This window comes from Rhodococcus sp. HNM0563 (assembly GCF_012726195.1).
GTDB lineage: Bacteria > Actinomycetota > Actinomycetes > Mycobacteriales > Mycobacteriaceae > Rhodococcus.
On record NZ_JAASAF010000004.1, the window covers coordinates 102376 to 118468 of the forward strand.

The following is a 16093-nucleotide window of genomic DNA, read 5'->3' on the forward strand; positions in this document are numbered from 1 at the left end:
GGATCGGCCCGTCGACATCACGAGAAGGGAAGCGCATGGGCAAGGTAGACGGCAAGGTGGCCATCATCACCGGGGCGGCGAGCGGACTGGGCAAGTACGAGGCGGTCCGTCTCGCCGCGGAGGGCGCCGACGTGGCCATCTGCGACATCCAGGAGGAGAAGCTGCAGGAGACCAAGCGGCTGTGCGAGGAGCAGGGCGCACGCGTGGTGGCGGTCGGCTGTGACGTCACCTCGTACGACAGCCTGAAGGCATTCGTGGACCGGACCGTGGAGGAACTCGGCACGGTCGACGTCCTGGTGAACAATGTGCACAAGACGACGCTCAAGCCGTTCCTCGACCTGGACATCGAGGACTTCAAGACGGAACTCGAGATCTCCGTGTTCTCCGCGTGGCACATGATGAAGCTGTGCTTCCCGAACATGAAGAACAAGCCGGGCGCGGGCGCGTCCATCATCAACTTCGGCTCGCGATGGGGTCAGGAGAGCCCCCGGCTGAGCGCCACGTACTCGCCCTCGAAGGAGGCGGTCCGTGCACTGTCCCGTACGGTCGCACGCGAGTGGGGCGAATACAATATCCGGGTGAACGCGATCTGCCCGGGTGGGTTCACGGACAACGCCACCGCGACGATGGATCAGCAGCTTCCGGAGATGCAGAAGTACGCGATGGAAGCCTTCAAGGACAACGTGTACGGCCGCCCCGGTGACCCGTACGAGGATGTCGCCCCGATCGTCGTGTTCCTCGCTTCCGACGACAGTCACTGGCTGTCCGGTCAGACGATCAACGCCGACGGTGGAGGCTGGATCGCAGCGTGACCTGCTGCCGCGGGGGTTACCTGGCGATGTTCAGCGAACCGTCGAGCACGGCCTGCTCGATGCTGGCCCGCAGATTCGGGCAGCCCTCGCGAGGCGCACTGGCACGGTCGGTGTCCCGGAAGACGGGGCATGTCACGTTCGGATCGCTCTGCCATTGCACGCTCGTCTGACGGAAGCTGTTCTTGCGCACCAGGACACAGGTGTCACAACTGCGGCATTCGACCTCGCTCAGGCCCGAATCCAGGTAGTTGATCTTGTCGATGGCGGTCTGGGCGGCGATCGCCTCGACCCGTTCCGGCTGGTCCGCGAAACTCGGAGACTTGGCCCACGTGCTGCGTCGGGTCGAGGCGCTCATCGTCAGACCTCCGAGTCCTGCTTCTTCTCGGCCTCAGCGGCCTTGCGGGCCATGTTCTCGGCGACCTCCGCTTCCCAGGCCTCGTTGGCCTTAGCGGTGTCGACCTCGAATTCGAAGCGTCCGGTCATCTTGTCGGTGACGTCGGCGACGTCGACGTAGAACTGCTCATACCAGCGACGCAGCTGGTACACCGGGCCGTCCTCTTCGCACAGCAGCGGATTTTCGATCTTGGTCTTGTTCTTCCAGATCTCGACGTCCTGCAGGAATCCCTCACCGACACCCTCGGTGAGTTTGGCGGCCAGCATGTCGGTCTGCTCTGCGTTCATGCCCGTCGGCTTCTTGACGATGATGCCGTACTGCAGCATGAATGAGTCGTGGGTGATCGGGTAATGACAGTTGATCAGCACCGATTCGGTCTCGTATCCGCCGTAGTTGTTCTTCAGCGGATTGATCATGTAGGACGGACCGTAATACGCCGCGTACGACTCGAGTTTCGATTCCATGCCGTACTGGGTGGCCATGCCCTTGTCCGGACGTCCGCGGGTGTTGAGGTACTGCTCCGCGACGTGTCCTTCGAAGACGTTCTTGAAGAACGTGGGGAAGGCGTAGTGGATGTAGAAGAAGTGCGCCATGTCGACGACGTTGTCGATGATCTCGCGGCAATTGGACCCCTCGATGAGGATCTGATGCCACGTCCAGTCGGTCCACTCGTCGGTCCCGTACTGCTCGAGTTCGGGAATCGTGACGTTCTCCGGCGGCGCATTGCCCTCCGGATCGTTCCACACGAACAGCTGGCCGTGCTTCTCCATCGTGGTCCACGCGCGAGTGCGGGCGAGCGGGGGGACGCGTCGCGCGTAGGGGATGTCGGTGCATTTACCGTTGCCGCCCCAGCGCCAGTCGTGGAACGGACACGCGATCGAATCGCCCTTGATCTCGCCCTGCGACAGGTCGCCACCCATGTGCCGGCAGTAGCCGTCGAGCACCTTGATCTCGCCGTTGCTGTCGGCCCAGACCACGAGTTTGGTGCCGAAGGCCTCGACGGAGTGCGGCTTGCCGTCCTTGAAACTGCGACTCAGTCCGAGGCAGTGCCAACCCCGCGCGAACCGGGTCCGCGCCTCTCCGACGTCGATCTCGCGAATCTGTGCCATGTCCGCTCACTTCCTTCCGGATCTCTTAGTAGAACACGTTATAGAATTTCCCCCGCGATCGAAAGGGAACGAGGACTTTGGTCCCCGTGAAACCTGTGATGCCACGGAACTCGTCCGGTCTCGACACAAATAAGAACATGTTCTAGTCTCGAACCAAGCGATCAATTCCTGAACAGACGGGAGTGTCCAGTGGGTGACCACGACAGCCACGAGGTACTGCAGCGGATCGACGCTCTGCTGCCCAGCCTGCGGGAACGCGCGCAGGAAGCCGAGGATCTTCGCCGCATCCCCGATGGTTCGATCAAGGCGCTCCAGGAGTCCGGCTTCTTCAAACTTCTGCAACCGGCACAGTGGGGTGGATACGAAGCCGACCCCGTCACCTTCTACACCGCGGTGCGCACCATCGCGAGTGCCTGCGGATCCACCGGCTGGGTGTCCGGAATCATCGGTGTCCACAATTGGCACCTCGCACTGTTCGACCAGCAGGCGCAGGAAGACGTCTGGGGTGAGGACACCGATGTGCGCATCTCCTCGTCGTATGCGCCGATGGGCGCCGGCGAGGTCGTCGACGGCGGCTACAAGGTCAACGGTGCCTGGGCGTGGTCGTCGGGCAGCGATCACGCGACCTGGGTCGTCGTCGGCGGCCCGGTCATCAAGGACGGGCGCCCCGTCGACTTCGGTAGCTTCCTGATACCGCGCTCGGAGTACGAGATCGATGACGTGTGGAACGTGGTCGGGCTGCGTGGAACGGGCTCCAACACCGTCGTGGTCAAGGACGTGTTCGTTCCGCGACACCGCTTCCTGAGCTTCAAGACGATGAACGATCTGGCCTCGCCCGGACTCGAGCGGAACACCGCGCCCGTCTACAAGATGCCGTGGGGAACCATCCATCCCACGACCATCTCCGCCCCGATCGTCGGCATGGCCTACGGGGCCTACGACGCCCACGTCGAGCACCAGGGCAAGCGGGTGCGCGCCGCCTACGCGGGGGAGAAGGCCAAGGACGACCCGTTCGCGAAGATCCGCATCGCCGAGGCATCCAGCGACATCGACGCCGCGTGGCGGCAACTCTCGGGCAATGTCGCGGACGAGTACGCCTATCTCCTCGAAGGCAAGGACGTTCCGATCGAGCTCCGCCTGCGCGCCCGTCGCGACCAGGTGCGCGCGACCGGCCGCGCCATCGCCTCGATCGACCGACTGTTCGAGAACTCGGGCGCCACCGCGCTCGCCAATGGCACACCCATTCAACGATTCTGGCGCGACGCTCACGCCGGTCGTGTGCATGCCGCCAACGACGCCGAACGCGCATACGTCATGTTCGGCGGCGCCGAATTCGGTCTTCCTCTCACCGACACGATGGTTTAAGGACCGCCCGTGACTGCAACGCAAGAGATCACCTACGAATCGACGTCCCGCTTCGCGCAGGTCCGCGACGATCTGCGCCTGCACTACCACGAGGCAGGCGTCGGGAACGACACGACGATCGTGCTGTTGCACGGCGGTGGCCCGGGCGCGTCGGGCTGGTCGAACTTCTCTCGCAACATTCCCGTGCTCGCGGAGAAGTTCCACGTCATCTGTGTCGATCAGCCGGGATACGGCAAGTCCGACAAGCCCACCGAGCACCCGCAGTACTTCGTGCACAGTTCGACCGCGCTGAAGGCCCTGCTCGACCACCTCGGTATCGAGCGCGTCCACCTGCTCGGTAACTCCCTCGGCGGCGGTGCGGCCGTGCGTTTCGCTCTCGATTTCCCCGACCGTGCCGGTCGGCTGGTCCTCATGGGTCCGGGCGGGCTCAGCGTCAACCTGTTCGCCCCCGACCCGACCGAGGGAGTCCGCAATCTCGGCAAGTTCAGCTACCAGCCCACGCGTCAGAACCTCGAAGCCTTCCTTCGGATCATGGTGTTCGACCAGTCACTCGTCACCGACGAACTGATCGACGAGCGATTCGAAGCCGCCAGCGCCCCCGAATCACTCGCCGCCGCCAAAGCGATGGGGAAGTCGTTCTCCAGCAGCGGCTTCGAACTCGGTATGCTCTGGCGCGACGCCTACAAGCTCCGGCAGCGCGTCCTGCTCATCTGGGGGCGGGAAGACCGCGTCAATCCACTCGACGGCGCGCTCGTGGCACTCAAGATGATCCCGCGCGCACAACTGCACGTCTTCGGTGGCTGCGGGCATTGGGCGCAACTCGAGAAGTTCGAGGAATTCAACCGGATCACGGCGGATTTCCTCACCGACGGAGGTAAATGATGTCGATCCGGTCCCTCGCGTATCTGCGTATCGGCGCGACCGACGTGGCCGCGTGGCGCGACTACGGTCTCAAGGTCCTGGGCATGGTCGAAGGCAAGGGTACGAACCCCGACGCCCTGTATCTGCGCATGGACGACTTCCCGGCTCGGCTCGTCATCGAGCCGCACGACACCGACCACCTGCTGGTGTCGGGCTGGGAGACGGCGAATGCCGGCGACCTGCAGACGGTGCGCGACAACCTGTCGGCCGCCGGGGTCCCGTTCAAGGAAGGCACTGCGGAGCAGCTCGCCGACCGCCGCGTCGACGAGATGATCGTGTTCCAGGATCCGTCCGGCAATACGTTGGAGGCGTTCCACGGCGCCGCGCTCGAACACCGTCGTGTGGTCAGTCCGTACGGGCACAAGTTCGTGACCGGCGAGCAGGGCCTCGGACACGTCGTGCTCTCCACCCGCGACGACGAGGAGTCGCTGCGGTTCTACCGCGATGTCCTCGGCTTCCGCCTGCGCGACTCGATGCGTCTGCCTCCACAGGTGGTGGGCAGGCCGGCCGACGGCAAGCCTGCGTGGCTGCGATTCTTCGGATGCAACCCGCGTCATCACAGCCTCGCGTTCATGCCGATGCCCACACCCAGCGGCATCGTGCACCTGATGATCGAGGTCGAGAATTCCGACGACGTCGGTCTCGGGCTCGACCGGGCACTGCGCAAGAAGGTCAAGATGTCGGCGACCCTCGGCCGTCACGTCAACGACAAGATGCTCTCGTTCTACATGAAGACACCGGGCGGATTCGACGTCGAATTCGGTTGTGAAGGATTGCAGGTCGAAGACGAGGGTTGGATCGCCCGGGAATCGACTGCTGTGAGCCTGTGGGGGCACGACTTCTCGGTGGGGTTCACGCAATGAGTGCCCCGACAGACGGTGGCGCCGGTGCGTTCGAGCCGCAGGGGGTCGCGCCCCTCGACCCGAGGACGTTCCGCACCGTCCTCGGGCAGTTCTGCACCGGCGTCACCATCATCACCACTGTCGACGACGACGCGCCCGTCGGATTCGCCTGCCAGTCGTTCGCAGCCTTGTCGCTCGACCCGCCGCTCGTCCTCTTCTGTCCTACGAAGCAATCCCGCTCGTGGTCGGCGATCGAACGCAGCGGCCGGTTCTGTGTGAACGTGCTCGGAGAAGACCAGCAGGACGTGTGCGCCCGCTTCGGGTCGAAGGAACCGGACAAGTTCGCGGGTGTCGAGTGGGCGTCGTCGCCGCTCGGCTCGCCCATTCTCGCCGGGTCGCTCGCGCACATCGACTGCACCGTCGAGACAGTGCACGACGGCGGCGACCACTGGGTGGTGTTCGGCCGGGTCTCCTCATTGAGTGAAGTGGGAGAGCAGCTGGGCAGGCCGTTGCTCTTCTACCGCGGTCAGTACACGGGTATCGAACCGGAGAAGACCACCCCGGCGCCGTGGCGCGATGACCTCGAAGCGTTTCTCACCACTGCATCCGAGGACACCTGGCTCTGATTGCCTGAAGCGAGCGGTGTCTCCTGATCGTCGAACTCCGCTCCCGTCGCTGATCTGCTGTCGCCGCTTCCATTGGGCGGGAGCACTCTGTCGCGGGTGGCCCGCGGCATACATGGTGAGCCTTGTCACGACGAAAGGTTCAATGTATGCCCTCGATTACCCCGCCGGACCCCTTCGACCCAGCACAGCTGGGGCCGATACAGCTGCGCAACAGGATCATCAAGGCGGCCACGTCCGAGGGGCGGTCTCCCGACGGCCTCGTCACGCAGGATCTGATCGACTTCCATGTCGCGTACGCCCGAGGAGGCGTGGGCCTGACAACAGTGGCCTACTGCTGCGTGAGTTCGGAGGGCGCCAGTGCGCCCGGCCAGATCCTCATGACACGGAATGCGGTGCCGGGCCTACAGCGCCTGACCGAGGCCGTCCACGCCGAAGGCGCCGCGATCTCGGCCCAACTCGGACACGCCGGTCCGGTCGCATCCAAGAAGATCACCGGGGTCACCGCGGTGGCGCCGAGCAGGATGGTCAACCCGACCGCGCTGGAGTACTGCCGGGCGATCTCACGCCGTGAAATAACCGACGTCGTACAGCGTTTCGCTGACGCGGCAGCAATCGCCGTCGACTCCGGCTTCGACGCCGTCGAACTGCACTTCGGTCACAACTATCTACCCAGCTCGTTTCTGAGTCCTCTGTTCAATCGACGTCGCGATGAATACGGTGGCGACATCGACAACCGATCCCGATTCGTCCGGGAGATCGCGGATGCAGTGCGTACGCGAGTCGGTAGCGCCATCGCCGTCACGGCCAAGATCAGCATGGACGACGGAATTCGCGGTGGAATCGGTGTGTCGGAATCGCTGCGGACCGCACAGTTGCTCGATGCGGACGGCACCCTGGATGCACTCGAGTTGACCCAGGGGTCGTCGGTGGTGCGTCAGATGTTCCTGTTCCGCGGGGATGTCCCGGTGGACGACTTCGCTGCCGTGATGCCGCAGCCGTGGAAGACCGGTGTCCTGCTCCTGGGAAAGAAGATCCTTGGGGAGTTCCCCTATCACGACCTCTACATGCTCGAATCCGCGCGACAGTTCGTTCCGTTGATGAAGAACACCAAGCTGATCCTGTTGGGTGGCATCACCGACTTCGACCACATGACCACTGGGATGGCTGAGGGATTCGACTTCGTCGCTATGGGGCGAGCTCTGCTTCGTGAGCCGAATCTGGTGGAGGCGATTCGAACAGACCGGTCCAAGCAGACGTACTGCACACACTGCAATCGATGTATGTACACCGTGTACGGGCGCACGCACTGTGTCCTGGACCCCGCGTCCGCGTTCGGAGCTGTTGATTCTGCCCGTGGAGCCGACAGTGCGGTTATCACAGGCGTCGACGAGCTCGCGGCGTCGGCACGGGGATCCGGATGCCGGGACTGAGAGGGCGAGTGGCGCTGATCACCGGAGGCGGCCAGGGCGTCGGGCGGGGGATTGCTCCGGCGGCAGCTGACGATTGTGAAATCATCATGTGATCGGGCATAAATCCTCCCCCGAGCGTGTTGTGCTCTACCATCGGTCAACCAAGACCAGGTACAGCCGCCAATCGTGCATGAATGGGAGGAGCCCATGGCAACCGACTACGACCGCCCCAGGGTCGAACAGAACAATGATGAACCGCTCGACATTTTGGGTCCCGGCCGCAACACCGCACAGGCGGCGGTGGCGGACGTCGAGGAAGCCGACACCGCTGAATCGTTCGAGCTTCCCGGTGCGGATCTGTCCGGTGAGGAACTGACCGTCCGTGTCGTTCCTCGCCAGGCAGACGAATTCACTTGTACGCGTTGCTTTCTCGTCCAGCATCGCAATCGCATGTCGGACCAGGAAGAGAACATCTGCCTGGATTGCGCCTGAGAATGCTGTTCTCGCAACGATCGAACGCCGTTCGACGACTGCGGTCAGCGTTGCAATATCCGTGACATGAGCTGCCGTCCCTGCTCGAACGACATGTTCGGCAGGTACGCGTGGCCGACCGCGAGCCCGATCCGAGGCAATGCCGTGGAGTCGGGAAACACCATGTACATGGGGCGATGGCGGGGCTGGAACTTGGCTTTGAACGACAAGAGCGACCGGAACCCGTACACGGGCTCGAGAACCTGACCGAGCAGGTTCAGGAGGTCGTCGAGTGCACCCCGCTCATCGCCACCGGACTCGTCCGCCGCACTGGCGAGCGGGGCACCGGACAAGCTGAGGAACTCGAGTCCGTCCTCGCGGGCAGACAGCGCAGCCGACGCGATGAGGAACTCCATCACCGGCGGAAACCCGTCGGAATGCCGTCGCATGAAATCGAGTGTGAGCCCCACGAGCGTGCCGTCGCGGAACACCGGCATCCACGAGGTGACACCGTGCATATGGCCGTCGGTGTCGAGTGCCACCAGCAGGCGGATCTCCGGGTCCTTCAGTTCCTCCAGCCCTCCGAGTGTGAAACCCATTTCGGGAAGCCCCTTGTCGGCGACCCACTCTTCCGAGATCTCGACGATCTGTGAAACCACCGACAGGGGAGCCTCGGAGAATGTGGTCCAGCGCGCCTCGATGCCCTGTTTGGTCGCGCGATTCAAAGAGGTCCGTACGTCCTGGAACTTCTTGCCTTTGAACGCGAGCTCCGGCAGGTCGAGGAGTGTTTCCTCGGCGACCTGCACACAACTCCAGCCGTGGTTGCGCGCAACGACTGCGAGATCTTCGCCGACCGAATAGAAGCATGGCGTCCATCCGTTACGTAGACAGTACGAGGCAAACGCATCGACGGCGTCGGCGCGTGTCGCCGGATCGCCGACGGGGTCCCCTGTGGTCAGGGCGATACCCGAGTGAACCTGATACGCGACTGTGTGGGCACCGTCGTCACTGAACCAATAGCTGTTGCCGGGCCACGTGATCATCCATGACAGCGATTCGCCTCCTGGTGATCGCAACAGTGCACGAACCCGCTGCTCGTCGGTAGCGGAGTGCCCGAGCACGGGAATCGTGAAGCTACGGAACATCAACACAGCGAAGACGACCCAGACCACGATACCCACCCATTCGAACAGCACCGTCGCGGGAATCGTCGCAGGCAATATCGGAGGGTCGAACAGCTGCAGATACACCGGCGGTACGAGCCGGCGAGGAAAGTCGCGTAGCAGCGTCACCGGACCGGGGTCGCGATCGAAGCTCCCGGCGAGAAGCGATCCTGCTGCTACGTAGACGACCAGTGCCGCCGCGGTCACGGCGGCAGTACCGAGCCACACGCGCCGGTAGGTTCCGCGTGGCGCACGCACCTGGAACAACCGGTGCGTCGCCAGAAGCACCACGAGGACCGCGAGAAGCACAGACAACGGCGCCAGTTCCTGGTACAACGATCCGTGCCGGTGATATCCGTACACCAGCGAACGCGTCTCGGTCGCTCGGACCACGGCACTCGCCGTCGCTGCAGCGATGAGTGCGAGGTGTCCCCATACCGTGAGCAACCACGCGGCGCGGCGTCCACGCCGCAGACCCTCCGCGCCCACCAGCAACACCGCAGCGGGCAGCAGATTCGCGACCAGCGGACCGAACCCCGAGAGTCGGAGGGCCTGGTGCCCTTTGCGGCACTCGTCGGCCAGAGCCGGATCGTCACACACGTCCACGAGTTCGCGCGCCGTGTAGGGGACCTGGCCGAACAACTCACGCAGGGCCGACAGCGGACCGATGGCGTGTGGCGAGAAGGCGGCGAGCGCAGGGCCGAGCACACTGGCCGCGACCACGAGAGCGACGAGTGTGCGTTGTTCTCTGATCGTGCCGCCGAGTGTTGCGACGTGCGGACGACCCCGGAAGAGGAGGGGGCCCAGCACCAACCCGGCAACAGCAGCGCCGAGGCGCGTCAGGTCTTGCAGGTGACCGGCAAACAGCGTGGTGGTGATCAGGAAGACGAGCACGACCATGCGGATTCGTCGTCGCCACAGTGTCGACATCGCCGCGGTGGCAGTCAGGAGCGTGCCGATGATCCAGGGAAGTGGATCTTCGATCAGATGGCCGTGGAGAGCGATTCCCCACGAGTTCGGAAACGTGGAGACTAGCTGTGCTACCGCCAGTGCTGCGGCTGCACCCACGCCCTGAGTGACGGCCGCGCCGATCGCGAACCGCCTGCTACCGCAGAGATTCTCGACCGGAACGGCAACTGCCAGGACGGCGGCGGTGACGAGAAGGTAATCCGCGAGCCTCGACGCGAACAACCCGGATGTCCAGAGCACCCACACATGCCCGTCCGAGAAGCTCGACACTCCGAGCGAGACGTCGTGGGCGAGACCTCGCGACGGGCCGCGCAGGATGCTTCCCGTGACCGCGCCGAGAATCCAGAGTCCAGCAAGCAGCGTGAGCGAGACAGGAGCGCTTCGCAGTATCGACGTGTAGCGCGCGACAACCGGTCGAACGTGTGTCACGGGTGTGTCAGGCCGAGTCGCTGACCGAGCCACGGCAACTCCTTCTCCAGTCCGGCCGACCACGCCTCGAAACTGTGCCCGCCGGGTAGTTCGGTGAGATGGACATCCATACCCGCAGCCTGCGCGGCGGCTTTGAGTTGTTCGATGCCGGAACGGAATTCGCTGTCGTCACTTCCGACGACGAATGCACCGGCCGACTCCGGGAAGCGTTCATGGGCCAGCAGGTCGGCGGGATTCATGCGCTCGAAGGCGGCTTCGTCACCACCGAACACCTCGTCGACCGTGCGGGTGCGGTCGCCGAGCGTAGGCTCACCCTGCCCCGACATGTCGAGGAACGTGGGGTAGACATCCGGCCGCAGCGTCGCCATCTGCAGCGCGCAGGTGCCCCCGTACGACAGGCCACCGATGGCCCATGCCCTCGGATCGGTGTCCACCTGAAGGTTGTTGCGCACCCACGCGGGCACGTCCACAGACAGATAGGTCGCGACGTTGCCGAGATGTGAGTCGACGCACAAGGGATTGGCGAATTGGCTTCCGGTGCCGTCGGCGAGCACCACGATCGGTGCGAGTCCGCTGTGTTCGGAGGCAAACGCATCCATGGTCTGGGTGAGCCGGCCGCCGATGAGCCAGTCCTCGGTACTGCCGGGTTGTCCTGCCAACAGCACCAGAACCGGTAGCTCCGGACGGGGGTCGGAGAAATAGGCGGGCGGAAGGTAGAGGTGCGCCGCGCGGGCTTCGAACCCCGAGGTCGCGCCCGGTATCGGAGCGGTGATCACCGCGCCGCTCGTCGGTAGGCGAGGCGGTGGCGTCCACGTGTCGCTCGGGACCGTCCTGGCCGACTCCAGTGAGTCGAGCGATACGGTGCGGAAACTGTTCACACCCAAGGCCGCGCGGACGGTCGGGTACGCGTCGTACACGGCGTTGATATGACCTGCGGCAGCCAGCGTGACGACCAGCCATGCCGCGATCAACCCGCACGCCACGGGAAGATGGCGCCGGGCTCGATCGCGGGCCAGCAGACGGCCCACGAGGAGGGTGAGAGCGAGAATCGCAATCCCCGACCACACGTAAACCGTCGTCGGGAGGGGATCGGGAAACGGCCGCCACAGCTTCTCGACCACAACTGCGGCCGCCACCGTGACCACCAGCGCACATGACCCGAGCACAGGTAGGAGGACGAGCCACCGCCTGGTTCGCCTGGCGGCGAGTACGCCGAGCCCGACGACCGCAGCCGCGGTGAAGACGATCGCCGCTGCACTCGTGGTCAGCGGTAGATCCAGCACAGGGTCGGTGATCCCGGACAAGGACACCGACTCAGTATGGATCGGCCTCGACATCTCCGGAGTCGTTGTCGCCGATCAGCGCTTGGACGATCACCGGTGACGCAACGAGCGCGATAGCGACGACGAACAGATACCCGACGATGGTGAAGACGATCCCGAGTGTCCCGAAATGCGCTTCGGAACTGGCGGTGACATGGGGCAGTGCGATTCGTCCTCCGACGCTGACAGCGGTCAGCAGTGTTGCTGTGAGAAGGCCGGTGGCGACCAGCACTCGAGTGGGAACGAGGCCTGCCGTGAGCAGTGTGGGGCACGTCGTCCAGACACCGACCCACATGCACCACTGAGCGATCAGCGCGATGATCGGTGACCCGAGTTGGTGGATCAGTCCGGTGACCAGCGCGGAGGTCGCCACCAGCAACAGGACCGCACACCACCGCCACGCATGGGACAGGCGCAACACGGGCGTATCCCAGATCTTGCCGTACACCCTGCCGAGCGCACGCGCGAACGATGTGCCACTGATGAGGACCATCAACAGCCCCACCGCGCCGAACGCCGCCGCTTCCGACGTCACCTCGAATCCGTCCTGGACGAGCGCATCGGGATCGACTCCGAACGGAGCGAGCAGGGTCTCCCGAATTGTGGACGTGTCGACGAGGAGCGACGCGGCCATGATGACGGGCAGAACCGAGGTGAACAGCTGCGCAGCGAGCGTCATCGAGCGGTCGACGAGTTCGATGCGCCCGAGCCCCACCAGAATGCGCTCGAGGGCGCGGCCCACCGGGTGGGTATTCAACTCGGCGCGGACGCGCGCCACCGTCGTGGCCGGCATGGAGCGATCCTGCCAGGGAGCAGCTCCTCGTGTGCGCCGAACGACCGCAGTTCCGTACGGTTACAGCGCCACACCGATGTACTTGGTTTCGAGGAACTCGTCGATTCCGGTGAAGCCGCCTTCGCGCCCGAGACCGGACTCCTTGATCCCGCCGAACGGTGCGGCAGGGTTGGAGACCACGCCCTGATTCAATCCCACCATGCCGGCTTCGAGCGCTTCGCACACGCGTAGCCCTCGTCGCAGATTCTCGGTGTAGACATAGGACACGAGCCCGAACGGGGTGTCGTTGGCACGTCGGATCGCTTCGTCCTCGGTCTCGAAAGTACTGATCGCCGCGACCGGGCCGAAGATCTCGGTGTGGCACATCTGCGCGTCGTCGGCGACGTCGGTGAGCACCGATGCCGGATAGAAGTATCCGAGTCCGTCGACGGGGGTACCGCCGAGGGCGACGGTCGCGCCGCGGGCAACGGCGTCGTCGATGAGCTCGCTGACCTTGTCGACGGCGGCGCGGTTGATGAGCGGCCCGACGACCACCCCGTCCTCGACACCTCGGCCCATCGGCAGTTCGGACATACGCTCGGTGAGGCGCTTCGTGAATTCCTCGGCGACACCGCGCTGGACGAGGATACGGTTCGCGGCAGTGCAGGCCTGTCCGATGTTGCGCATCTTCGCGGCCATCGCGCCGTCGACCGCGGAGTCGAGATCCGCATCGTCGAAGACGAGGAACGGCGCGTTGCCGCCGAGTTCCATCGAGGTGCGCATGACGGTGCGCGCACACAGTTCGAGCAGGTGTTTGCCGACTCCGGTCGATCCCGTGAACGACAGCTTGCGTGAGCGCGGATCGAGGATCAGCGGCGCCATCACGTCATCGGACTGCGACGTGGTGACGACGTTGACGACCCCGGCCGGAAGTCCCGCCTCGCTGAGCAGGTCGGCGAGGGCGAGTATCGACAGCGGTGTCTGCGACGCCGGCTTGATCACGCTCGTGCAGCCTGCGGCGATGGCCGGGCCGATCTTGCGGGTGCCCATCGCCATCGGGAAATTCCACGGGGTGATGAGCAGGGTCGGGCCCACCGGCTGTCGGGTGACGAGGAATCTCGATCCGCCCGCGGGTGCCTGCATGTAGCCGCCGTCGATACGGACGGCCTCCTCGGCGAACCAGCGGAAGAACTCGGCCGCGTAGTTCACCTCGCCGCGTGCCTCGGCAAGCGGCTTACCCATCTCGAGTGTCATGATCAGCGCGAGCCGATCGATATTCTCGATCATGAGCCGATACGCGTCCGCGAGGATCGTCGAGCGTTCACGCGGTGACGTCTGCGCCCACGAATCCTGCGCGGCTGCCGCGGCGTCGAGGGCGCGCATCCCGTCGGCGGGGCTCGCGTCGGCGACCGAGCACAACTCCCGTTCGGTGGACGGGTCGACGACGGGCATCGTGCGGTCGGCGTCCTGCCATCGACCGTCTATGAAGAGGCCCGTCGGGACCGTGCGGATGGCTGCGTCTTCGTTAGGGCTGAGCTTGTCGTTCCGAGTGACCGCCTGATCGGGCATGGCATGCCTTTCGTCCGTTGCCTTCGGTCTCCGCCCATGTTATGCATATTGTCAACAATCCAACAATAGGATTGGGATTCGAACTCGGTCGCCGAACCCGGGAGGGTTGTCATGACTCGACTGTCTCCACTGCTTCAGCAAGCCACGCCCGTCACCGTCGACCACGCCGCCGGCAGCTACATCTACGGCACCGACGGACGCAGATACCTCGACTTCACAGCGGGAATCGGTGTCACCAGCACCGGTCACTGCCATCCGCACGTCGTAGAAGCGGCACAGCGACAGATCGGCTCGCTGATCCACGGCCAGTACACGACCGTCATGCACAAACCCCTGCTCGAACTCACCGAACGGCTCGGCGCCGTCCTGCCCGAAGGTCTCGACTCGCTGTTCTTCGCGAACTCGGGGAGTGAGGCGGTCGAGGCCGCGCTGCGCCTGGCCCGCCAGGCCACCGGACGTCCCAACGTGATCGTGTTCCACGGTGGATTCCACGGCCGCACCGTCGCCGCCGCGTCGATGACCACCTCCGGTACACGATTCTCCGCGGGGTTCAGCCCCCTGATGGGTGGCGTGCACATCGCGCCGTTCCCCAACGCGTACCGCTACGGATGGACCGAGGAGCAAGCCACCGATTTCGCGCTGAAAGAACTCGACTACCTCTTCGCGACGGTCACCTCACCGGCCGAAACCGCGGCGTTCATCGTCGAACCCGTTCTCGGCGAAGGTGGTTACGTTCCGGGCAACACCCGCTTCTTCCAAGGCCTGCGTGAGCGTGCCGACCGGCACGGCATCCTTCTCGTCTTCGACGAGATCCAGACCGGATTCGGGCGCACCGGAAAGTTCTTCGGGCACCAGCACTTCGACACCCGGCCCGACGTGATCACAATCGCGAAGGGCCTCGCCAGCGGGTTCCCCCTGTCCGGTATCGCGGCATCCGAAGAGCTCATGGCCAAAGCATGGCCCGGATCCCAGGGCGGGACCTACGGCGCCAACGCTGTAGCGTGCGCCGCCGCAATCGCCACTCTCGAGGTCATCGAGAAGGAAGGCCTCGTCGACAATGCCGCGGCACGCGGCACCGAACTGCTCGAAGGGGCACGTTCACGTGCCACCGACGCAGTAGGCGATGTGCGGGGACTCGGTTTGCTGGTGGGCAGTGAGTTCGTCACTGGCGAGGGGGTTCCCGATCGCGAACGCGCCGCGGCTGCACAGAAACTCGCGTCGAGCAAGGGACTGTTGCTCCTGACCTGCGGGGCATACATGAACGTCGTGCGGATGATTCCGCCGCTCATCGTCACCTCCGAGCAGGTCGAGGACGCCCTCGGCATCTGGTCCGAGGTGCTCGCCGAAGTCTGATCGCGTCCAGGAGGTTCCGTGGCCCGCTTCATCACGATCACGCTCGACAAGCGTGGCATCTCCTGCCGCGCACGACTCCTCGACGCAGAGGCGCCGCTGACATGCGAGGCGGTGTGGAACGCCTTACCGCAGAGCGGCGCCGCGTTCCACGCGAAATACGCACGCAACGAGCTGTATACGCTCGTCCCGCGAATCACGACCGCGCCGCATCGTGAAAATCCTACGGTGACACCGATTCCCGGTGATGTGTGCCTGTTCGATTTCGAGCCGTGGGAGATCGGCAACCCCGCGTACGGGTACGAACCGGGATCGGAGGCCCACCACGAGCAGGGCGCCACCGACCTGGCGCTGTTCTATGGCCGCAACAACCTGCTGATCAACGGTGACGTCGGGTGGGTGCCGGGAAACGTGTTCGCGGCCATCGAGGACGGGTTACCCGAGCTCGCGGTGGCATGTAACGACCTGTGGATACAGGGGGTGGTGGGGGAGACGCTGACCTTCGCCCGAGCGAGGTGAGCGGGGCAAACTCCGTAGCGAGCGCCCCGGGTCGCCGCCGAACACCCACCT

Annotated in this window: 15 protein-coding genes; 9 read left to right on the plus strand and 6 right to left on the minus strand. The window is 64.6% G+C overall.

Going from position 1 to position 16093, the window contains the following annotated elements; genetic code table 11:
• Window positions 1-35 precede the first annotated feature (35 nt).
• Window positions 36-812 carry an SDR family oxidoreductase gene (locus HCA61_RS10290; protein ID WP_169688102.1) on the plus strand — a complete coding sequence of 259 codons (777 nt, stop codon included), beginning with the start codon at window positions 36-38 and terminating at the stop codon, window positions 810-812.
• 16 nt (window positions 813-828) lie between these two features.
• Here the strand turns inward: HCA61_RS10290 and HCA61_RS10295 are convergent, their stop codons facing one another.
• Window positions 829-1167: a hypothetical protein gene (locus tag HCA61_RS10295; protein ID WP_169688103.1), complete on the minus strand. Its 339-nt coding sequence runs from the start codon at window positions 1165-1167 to the stop codon at window positions 829-831.
• A 2-nt stretch (window positions 1168-1169) separates the two neighbouring features.
• Window positions 1170-2315, minus strand: coding sequence for a Rieske 2Fe-2S domain-containing protein (locus tag HCA61_RS10300; protein ID WP_169688104.1), 1146 nt, complete (start codon window positions 2313-2315; stop codon window positions 1170-1172).
• Between the two features lie 189 nt (window positions 2316-2504).
• Between HCA61_RS10300 and hsaA the strand changes: the two genes are divergently transcribed.
• The 6 genes from hsaA (at window position 2505) to HCA61_RS10330 (ending at window position 7970) form a co-directional block, all read left to right on the plus strand.
• A complete protein-coding gene (gene hsaA, locus HCA61_RS10305) occupies window positions 2505-3680 on the plus strand; it encodes a 3-hydroxy-9,10-secoandrosta-1,3,5(10)-triene-9,17-dione monooxygenase oxygenase subunit (protein WP_169688105.1) in 1176 nt (391 codons plus the stop codon).
• 9 nt (window positions 3681-3689) lie between these two features.
• Complete coding sequence (hsaD, locus tag HCA61_RS10310; protein WP_169688106.1) at window positions 3690-4562, plus strand: 4,5:9,10-diseco-3-hydroxy-5,9,17-trioxoandrosta-1(10),2-diene-4-oate hydrolase; 873 nt, start codon at window positions 3690-3692, stop codon at window positions 4560-4562.
• Complete coding sequence (gene hsaC, locus HCA61_RS10315; RefSeq protein ID WP_169688107.1) at window positions 4562-5464, plus strand: iron-dependent extradiol dioxygenase HsaC; 903 nt, start codon at window positions 4562-4564, stop codon at window positions 5462-5464. Before hsaD ends, hsaC begins: the two co-directional genes overlap by 1 nt.
• Window positions 5461-6069, plus strand: a complete 609-nt coding sequence (gene hsaB, locus HCA61_RS10320) for a 3-hydroxy-9,10-secoandrosta-1,3,5(10)-triene-9,17-dione monooxygenase reductase subunit (protein WP_169688108.1) — start codon at window positions 5461-5463, stop codon at window positions 6067-6069. The genes hsaC and hsaB overlap by 4 nt, the downstream gene beginning before the upstream one ends.
• 146 nt (window positions 6070-6215) lie before the next feature.
• Window positions 6216-7499: an NADH:flavin oxidoreductase gene (locus HCA61_RS10325; protein WP_169688109.1), complete on the plus strand. Its 1284-nt coding sequence runs from the start codon at window positions 6216-6218 to the stop codon at window positions 7497-7499.
• A 186-nt stretch (window positions 7500-7685) separates the two neighbouring features.
• Window positions 7686-7970 carry a DUF4193 domain-containing protein gene (locus HCA61_RS10330; RefSeq protein WP_169688110.1) on the plus strand — a complete coding sequence of 95 codons (285 nt, stop codon included), beginning with the start codon at window positions 7686-7688 and terminating at the stop codon, window positions 7968-7970.
• A 44-nt stretch (window positions 7971-8014) separates the two neighbouring features.
• On the opposite strand, the gene HCA61_RS10335 is transcribed toward HCA61_RS10330, so the two are convergent.
• The 4 genes from HCA61_RS10335 to HCA61_RS10350 are packed head-to-tail and all read right to left on the minus strand — an operon-like array spanning window position 8015 to window position 14056.
• The gene (locus tag HCA61_RS10335) at window positions 8015-10510 is read right to left on the minus strand and encodes a DUF2156 domain-containing protein (protein ID WP_346777538.1); all 2496 of its coding nucleotides are present in this window, start codon (window positions 10508-10510) and stop codon (window positions 8015-8017) included.
• On the minus strand, window positions 10507-11820 hold the full coding sequence (locus HCA61_RS10340) for an alpha/beta hydrolase-fold protein (RefSeq protein WP_346777539.1): 1314 nt from the start codon (window positions 11818-11820) through the stop codon (window positions 10507-10509). The genes HCA61_RS10335 and HCA61_RS10340 overlap by 4 nt, the downstream gene beginning before the upstream one ends.
• Before the next feature lie 4 nt (window positions 11821-11824).
• Window positions 11825-12625 (minus strand): hypothetical protein, encoded by an 801-nt coding sequence (locus HCA61_RS10345; RefSeq protein WP_169688112.1) that lies wholly within the window; start codon window positions 12623-12625, stop codon window positions 11825-11827.
• 60 nt (window positions 12626-12685) lie between these two features.
• Complete coding sequence (locus tag HCA61_RS10350) at window positions 12686-14056, minus strand: NAD-dependent succinate-semialdehyde dehydrogenase (protein WP_346777552.1); 1371 nt, start codon at window positions 14054-14056, stop codon at window positions 12686-12688.
• A 228-nt stretch (window positions 14057-14284) separates the two neighbouring features.
• Here HCA61_RS10350 and HCA61_RS10355 point away from each other — a divergent pair, with 228 nt between their 5' ends.
• Window positions 14285-15526 carry an aminotransferase class III-fold pyridoxal phosphate-dependent enzyme gene (locus HCA61_RS10355; protein ID WP_169688114.1) on the plus strand — a complete coding sequence of 414 codons (1242 nt, stop codon included), beginning with the start codon at window positions 14285-14287 and terminating at the stop codon, window positions 15524-15526.
• Window positions 15527-15544: 18 nt separating this feature from the next.
• Entirely contained in the window at window positions 15545-16042 is a 498-nt protein-coding gene (locus HCA61_RS10360; RefSeq protein WP_169688115.1) for a DUF3830 family protein, read from the plus strand.
• Window positions 16043-16093 lie beyond the last annotated feature (51 nt).

Bases quoted from the DNA above. Each gene is read 5' to 3' on its own strand.
- HCA61_RS10345 (WP_169688112.1), bottom strand. From the start codon at position 12,625: ATGCCGGCCACGACGGTGGCGCGCGTCCGCGCCGAGTTGAATACCCAC.
- HCA61_RS10325 (WP_169688109.1), top strand. From the start codon at position 6,216: ATGCCCTCGATTACCCCGCCGGACCCCTTCGACCCAGCACAGCTGGGG.
- HCA61_RS10295 (WP_169688103.1), bottom strand. From the start codon at position 1,167: ATGAGCGCCTCGACCCGACGCAGCACGTGGGCCAAGTCTCCGAGTTTC.
- HCA61_RS10300 (WP_169688104.1), bottom strand. From the start codon at position 2,315: ATGGCACAGATTCGCGAGATCGACGTCGGAGAGGCGCGGACCCGGTTC.
- HCA61_RS10350 (WP_346777552.1), bottom strand. From the start codon at position 14,056: ATGCCCGTCGTCGACCCGTCCACCGAACGGGAGTTGTGCTCGGTCGCC.
- HCA61_RS10330 (WP_169688110.1), top strand. From the start codon at position 7,686: ATGGCAACCGACTACGACCGCCCCAGGGTCGAACAGAACAATGATGAA.
- HCA61_RS10290 (WP_169688102.1), top strand. From the start codon at position 36: ATGGGCAAGGTAGACGGCAAGGTGGCCATCATCACCGGGGCGGCGAGC.
- hsaB (WP_169688108.1), top strand. From the start codon at position 5,461: ATGAGTGCCCCGACAGACGGTGGCGCCGGTGCGTTCGAGCCGCAGGGG.
- hsaC (WP_169688107.1), top strand. From the start codon at position 4,562: ATGTCGATCCGGTCCCTCGCGTATCTGCGTATCGGCGCGACCGACGTG.
- HCA61_RS10355 (WP_169688114.1), top strand. From the start codon at position 14,285: ATGACTCGACTGTCTCCACTGCTTCAGCAAGCCACGCCCGTCACCGTC.